This window comes from Flavobacterium sp., assembly GCF_043779715.1.
Classification (GTDB): domain Bacteria; phylum Bacteroidota; class Bacteroidia; order Flavobacteriales; family Flavobacteriaceae; genus Flavobacterium.
This window is the reverse complement of sequence record NZ_JAYWDT010000238.1, coordinates 1-5,819: the sequence shown is the minus strand read 5'-3', so window position 1 is coordinate 5,819 and position 5,819 is coordinate 1. Positions and strand designations below refer to the sequence as shown.

Annotated in this window: 5 protein-coding genes; 2 read left to right on the top strand and 3 right to left on the bottom strand. The window is 32.3% G+C overall.

Features of this window, described 5'->3' with window-relative positions:
- Nucleotides 1-226: hypothetical protein (locus ACH2BG_RS11415; RefSeq protein WP_395047819.1), on the top strand; the 226-nt coding region annotated here is incomplete at its 5' end.
- A 50-nt stretch (nt 227-276) separates the two neighbouring features.
- Here the strand turns inward: ACH2BG_RS11415 and ACH2BG_RS11410 are convergent.
- Nucleotides 277-1,329, bottom strand: coding sequence for a DUF3810 domain-containing protein (locus ACH2BG_RS11410; protein ID WP_395047818.1), 1,053 nt, complete (start codon nt 1,327-1,329; stop codon nt 277-279).
- Nucleotides 1,330-1,427: 98 nt separating this feature from the next.
- On the opposite strand from ACH2BG_RS11410, the gene ACH2BG_RS11405 reads away from it, so the two are divergent.
- Nucleotides 1,428-2,888, top strand: a complete 1,461-nt coding sequence (locus ACH2BG_RS11405; protein ID WP_395047817.1) for an aminoacyl-histidine dipeptidase — start codon at nt 1,428-1,430, stop codon at nt 2,886-2,888.
- 81 nt (nt 2,889-2,969) lie between these two features.
- On the opposite strand, the gene ACH2BG_RS11400 is transcribed toward ACH2BG_RS11405, so the two are convergent.
- Nucleotides 2,970-3,518 carry a PepSY-associated TM helix domain-containing protein gene (locus ACH2BG_RS11400; protein WP_091473809.1) on the bottom strand — a complete coding sequence of 183 codons (549 nt, stop codon included), beginning with the start codon at nt 3,516-3,518 and terminating at the stop codon, nt 2,970-2,972.
- Nucleotides 3,519-3,522: 4 nt separating this feature from the next.
- Nucleotides 3,523-5,775: a TonB-dependent siderophore receptor gene (locus ACH2BG_RS11395; protein ID WP_395047816.1), complete on the bottom strand. Its 2,253-nt coding sequence runs from the start codon at nt 5,773-5,775 to the stop codon at nt 3,523-3,525.
- Between the last annotated feature and the right edge of the window lie 44 nt (nt 5,776-5,819).

Here is a 5,819-nt window from a genome sequence, read left to right as displayed (position 1 = left end):
AATTGCTCAAAAAGCTAAATTCTATTACGATGAAACTTTGCGCTTAGCTACAAACCTCACAAGTTTAGATGAAATGAAAAAAAAGTTCAAAATAAGTTTCGTTGAAAATTGTGAGCAAAACTCTGATTTTGAAGGAAACGATAAAATCAATTTTGACTTTTATGTTAATGAAAGAGTCGAAATCTACAATAGTATTTTTGATAAAGAATGCAAGGAAATGAGTTAATTTAATTCTTTCTTTTTAATATTTTTAAAATAACGCATCTTAATAAAACTCTACATTTCTCTCTTCTCATAATAATTCACCATCAAATCTACAAACTTACTATAACTTTCTAGTCCGTCTTTTTGTTGGTTTAGTTTTAAGAAATTATCATAAAAAATCTTAAACCCAGTATCTATAAATGTTTCGTGGCTTTCCCAAAAATCTTGACTTTCTTGGTAGTTTTTCAGAATTCCTGGATTGATGGTTTTTAGTAATTTTTCAAATATTTCAGGGTTTCTAACTTCCCAATTAAACAAACAATAACGCAAAGCGTAACTGTAACCTGAATATTTAAAATATAAATCTTCTTCTTTTGTAGAAGTCAAAAAACTAATAAAATTACACTCACTTTCGCTGGCATAACCCATTTGGTGCGCCATTTCGTGACAAACCGTGCTTGGGAAATTATACATCGGAATCATGTCATTTACTTGCGCTTCATTGGTAAACGGATTCAAATAACCGCCAAAACCCATGTAAGTTAACGGATAACTAAACAACGATTTCTTCTGACTCGGAACGTCATAAGTAAAAAATGAATACTCTTTAAACAACTTCTCGTAAGCAACAATCGATTTGTCAAAAATTTGATTTTGATTATAAATAGTTGTTACTTTTTTTGCAGTATCATTCGTAATTTGAAATTGAATTTCGTTGGTTTTTACTATTAACTTTTCAGTGAAATCGAGCAATTGTTCATCTGAATATTCTCTTTTTATATTCATTTTTTCAAAAAGTGGTACTCGATAATAATTGAAAGCCCACAAAATATGAAACACAAAATAAGCAACCGAAACAAAACCTAAAACGGATAATGCTTTATTTTTCCAATTCTCTTTTCGGTTTTTGCAAAACCAATAAATCGTCCAAAAAATTAAAATTCCATATAAAACATCTCCAAACGAAAACGGAATCCAGCCCAAACAAGTACGAGAAAATTTCGAGATTATTGGATATATTCCGTTACTGTAATTTTTTTCGATAAAATCAGGAAAAAAAGTAAGTAGCTTCAATCCAATAATTTGAATTAATAGAAATAGCGGAAGTAAGTATTTTCTGTTCACAAAAATGTTTTAAAAACGTAAATATAATCACAAATCAATTTACAAAGAAAATAAACTTTGTAACTTTACGCCTTTGAAACTTTGAAACTAAAAAAATAATGAGCCAAGAAATAAGAAACCTTGAACCAAAAGACCTTTGGAACAAATTTGCCGATTTAAATGCAGTCCCTCGTCCTTCTAAAAAAGAAGATCGAGTAATCGAATTCATGAAAAACTTTGGAAATAGTTTAGGATTAGAAACTTTTGAAGATGATATTCGCAACGTAATTATCCGAAAACCAGCAACTGCAGGAATGGAAAACCATAAAGCATTAGTTTTGCAAGGACATTTAGACATGGTACACCAAAAAAATGGTGATACTGTTTTCGATTTCGACAAACAAGGAATTGATATGTATGTAGATGGCGACTGGGTTCGTGCTCGCGGAACTACGCTTGGTGCCGATAACGGTCTTGGAGTAGCTATGATTATGGCAATTTTAGAAAGCAAAACTATCAAACATCCAGCGATTGAAGCTTTATTTACTATTGATGAAGAAACTGGAATGACTGGTGCTTTAAACCTAAAAGGTGGTATTCTTCGTGGTGATATTCTTTTGAATATGGATACTGAAGAAGATGACGAAATAGACATAGGTTGCGCAGGTGGAATCGATGTGACTGCTACTCGTTCTTATAACGAAGAAGAAACTCCAGAAGGTTCTGTAGGTTATATGATTACTGTAAAAGGTTTGAATGGCGGACATTCAGGAATGGATATTCACAAAGGTTTGGGTAATGCAAACAAAATAATGAATCGTTTGTTATTTGATGGATTTGAGAATTTTGGATTACAAGTTGCCGAAATAAACGGTGGAAGTTTGCGTAATGCAATTCCTCGTGAAAGTGTTGCCAAAGTGATCGTTGCAGGAATGTATGACGAAGCTTTTGCGTTTGATATGCAAGAAATTATTGATGATATTAAAACTGAGTTCAAAACAACCGAACCAAACCTTACTATCGAAATTGTAAAAAGCGATTTGCCTAGTAATGTAATGGATTTAGGCGTACAAGAAGGACTAATTCGTTCTATTTATGCTGCTCATAATGGTGTTTACAGAATGAGTGCTGACATGGAAGATTTAGTAGAAACTTCAAACAATATTGCTCGTGTCATTGTAAAAGATGGTGAAATTTCGATTCAAAATTTGACACGTTCATCAGTTGAAACGTCTAAGTTTGATTTAGCAAATGCTTTGCGTTCTGCTTACGAACTGTTTGGTTGCGAAGTAAATCTTGCGGGTTCTTACCCAGGCTGGACACCTAATGTAAAATCGGAAATTCTTGATTTATTAGTTAAAATTTACGAAAAACAAAACAACCAAAAACCAAAAGTTGTTGCTTGTCATGCTGGATTAGAATGTGGAATTCTAGGAACAAATTATCCAGATATGGATATGATTTCTTTTGGACCAACTATTCATGGTGCTCACTCTCCAGACGAAAGAGCTTCGATAAAATCTTCTCAGAAATTTTATAAATTTGTATTAGAGATTTTAGAGAACATTCCTGTGAAATAGTAGTTTTAAAAAAATATTAATACTAAAAAAACGCATCATAAAAAATTATGATGCGTTTTTTTTAACTAACAATATATAAATCTAACTCAAGAAAATCAGTATCAAAATAGGAAATATTAGACCGGCCAAAGCCAGTTTCCAACCACGTCGCTTGAAAGTAAATTTTCCTGCTGGTATCATAATTGCTCCTGTAATTGCGATAATTATTAATGAAATTCCGAAAATATCTGAATAATAAATCCACCAGTTAGAATCGGTTTTATGCAACTTCATCGTTTGGCTTATAAATGGTGTTTTGAAAAATGATACTATTTCGCCTTTTCCGGTTTTCATATCAATTTCGACATCATGCTTTTCAAAAGAGATTTTAAAAGTTCCTTTTTTTACATTATGACGACGCATTTTATCATCTATCCCTAATGTTTTGCCTAAGTTTTCAGCATATTTTTCGTTAATTTCACTTTCTAAAGGCAATTTCACTTCAATCGCTTTAGTTTCGGTCGTATATTTTTCGGGATGCCAATGTTCTCTGTGGTTCATTAATACGCCAGAAAAGGCAAAGGAAATAATTAATCCGATATAAAAATAACCTAAATCTCGATGTAAGTTTCTTGCTTTTATTAGTTTCATTTTTTTAGAATTTATATTTTATGCTTGTCATTACTTGACGTGGAGCTATTGGATTTACACTGTAATTTTCGTGAACTGTATAGTTTAATTCATTAGTTACATTAGATAATTTACATAATACTGAGAATTGTTTCCAAGTGTAACCTACAGAAGCATCAACAGTTGCGTAGCCTTCTAATGGAATATCACGGTCTCTGATGGTTACAACGTAAGTAGCGGGTGTTGTTGCCGGTGTAACTGGCGTCCATACATAGTCATCATTCCAACCGCCAAAACGGTTTCCAATATAGTTTCCGATTGCTCCAAAAGAAAGTCCTTTTAATACCCCAGAAGGCAAAGTATAGAAAAAGCTTAGATTAGCTGTATTTTTTGGAGTCCTTACTACACGATCTCCTGTAACAAAACTTCCGTGTGTTCCCGAAGTATTAGTATAACGCATATCGTTGTAGCTGTAACCAACGATGATATTTAAGCCCTCTATTGGTCTTGCAGTAACGTCAATCTCAACTCCTTTACTTTTTGTTCCTCCACCTAAAACTTTTATATTAGAATCGGTATTAATTGACCCATTCGCTTTAAATTCAGCAGTTTGTGCTAAATTACTATTTGTAATTTGATATAATGTAATGTTTGTGCTTAAAACATTTTTCCAAAAATCTTTTTTAACACCAACTTCAAATTGATCTATAACAGAAGGTTTAATGGCCTCATTAAAAACAGTATTTCCTGTGTTTGGTGTAAAAGAGTTGGCATAACTAGCAAACAAAGAAATGTCTTTTGTAGGTTGAAATACCAATCCTGCTTTTGGAGAAAATGCTACGTCTTTACGCTTTGGAGTTTCAACTACTGTATTAGCAACCAAGTCGTAAGTATTAACTTCGGCTTCTTGCCATGACCAACGCAATCCAGCTAAAACTTTAATTTTTTCTGTAATGGACACTAAATCTTGTGCATAAACTCCAAAACGGTTAGTTTCTGTATTTACTCTTCTAGTGTTAGTAGAATTTGGAATAGCTCCTCCTTGATTAAAATTATCAAAATCGAAAATATTACCACTGCCATAAGTTGTAGGACTAAATACAAATGTATTTGATTCAAGAAGTGCGTTTTCAAAATCGACACCTGTAAATAATTGATGTTTTACACTATCTGTAAGAAATGTTCCTTGCAAACTAAGTTGTTGGCTTGTGATTTGTTCTAGGTTTTTATTTTCTCCAAGCGGTCTATTCCAGTTTCCATAAGTTGCTGGAGCTTCCGAAGGCACCACACGTTCAGTTCCTTTTGAAGTTCTGCTATAATCTTGAAACGAAGTATTGAAATTTAATTTCCAATTGCTATTAAAATCATGCTTTACCAATGCCGAAACACTAGCTTGTTTTGTTTTTCCGTTAGACCAAGTAGCTCCTAAATATGTATTACGAGATAAGTTTACAATATCTTTTTTAATAACTCCAGTACCAAAATCTGGTGTCCAATTGTCATTTAAATAATCTCCTTGTAAAGTAATTTCTGTTTTTTTACTTACTTTAAAAAGAAAGGAAGGATTAATATAGTAACGTTCTTTTGTTACAACATCTCTAAAACTTTCAGAGTTTTCGTAAGAACCTGTAAATCTATAAGCAATAACATTACTTAAAGGACCATAAATATCTACCGATGGTTTGTAGAAAGAATAACTTCCTATTTGCATAACAACTTCTCCTCCTTTTGTAAATGATGGAGATTTAGTAACCATATTTAGAATTCCTCCTGGAGCAACATTACCGTATAACAAAGCTGCACTTCCTTTTAGGACTTCTACTTTTTCTAAAGAAGAAACTTCAGGAATAGATCCACTATTAAAACGAAACCCGTTTTTAAACATATTGTTGGCTGACATATCGTATCCTCTTGAGTAAAAAGATTCTTGCGCACCACCACGAGCAGAACTTACATAAACACCATTTACGTTTTTTACAACATCACTTAATCGAACGCTTTGTTGTTGTCCTATAGTTTCAGAACCAACCACTTGTATGCTTTGTGGTAAGTCCATAGGTTTTATTCCTGATCTTGTTAGCGATGCAGGAATTTTTTGTTGATTTGAAATAATCGAAACTTCATCAAGGATTTGTCCTTTTTTATTTTTTACGGTATCATTTACCATAATTTGATTTTCTGAAAAATCATTATTTACTTGAGAATTGTTTGAATCTTGTGCAAAACTTGTAGCACAAAATAACAATACTAATGACGGGAACAAAATATATTTACACATTTATTTAGAATAAGTTAAAATAACGATGCAAATGTAAAACCTAG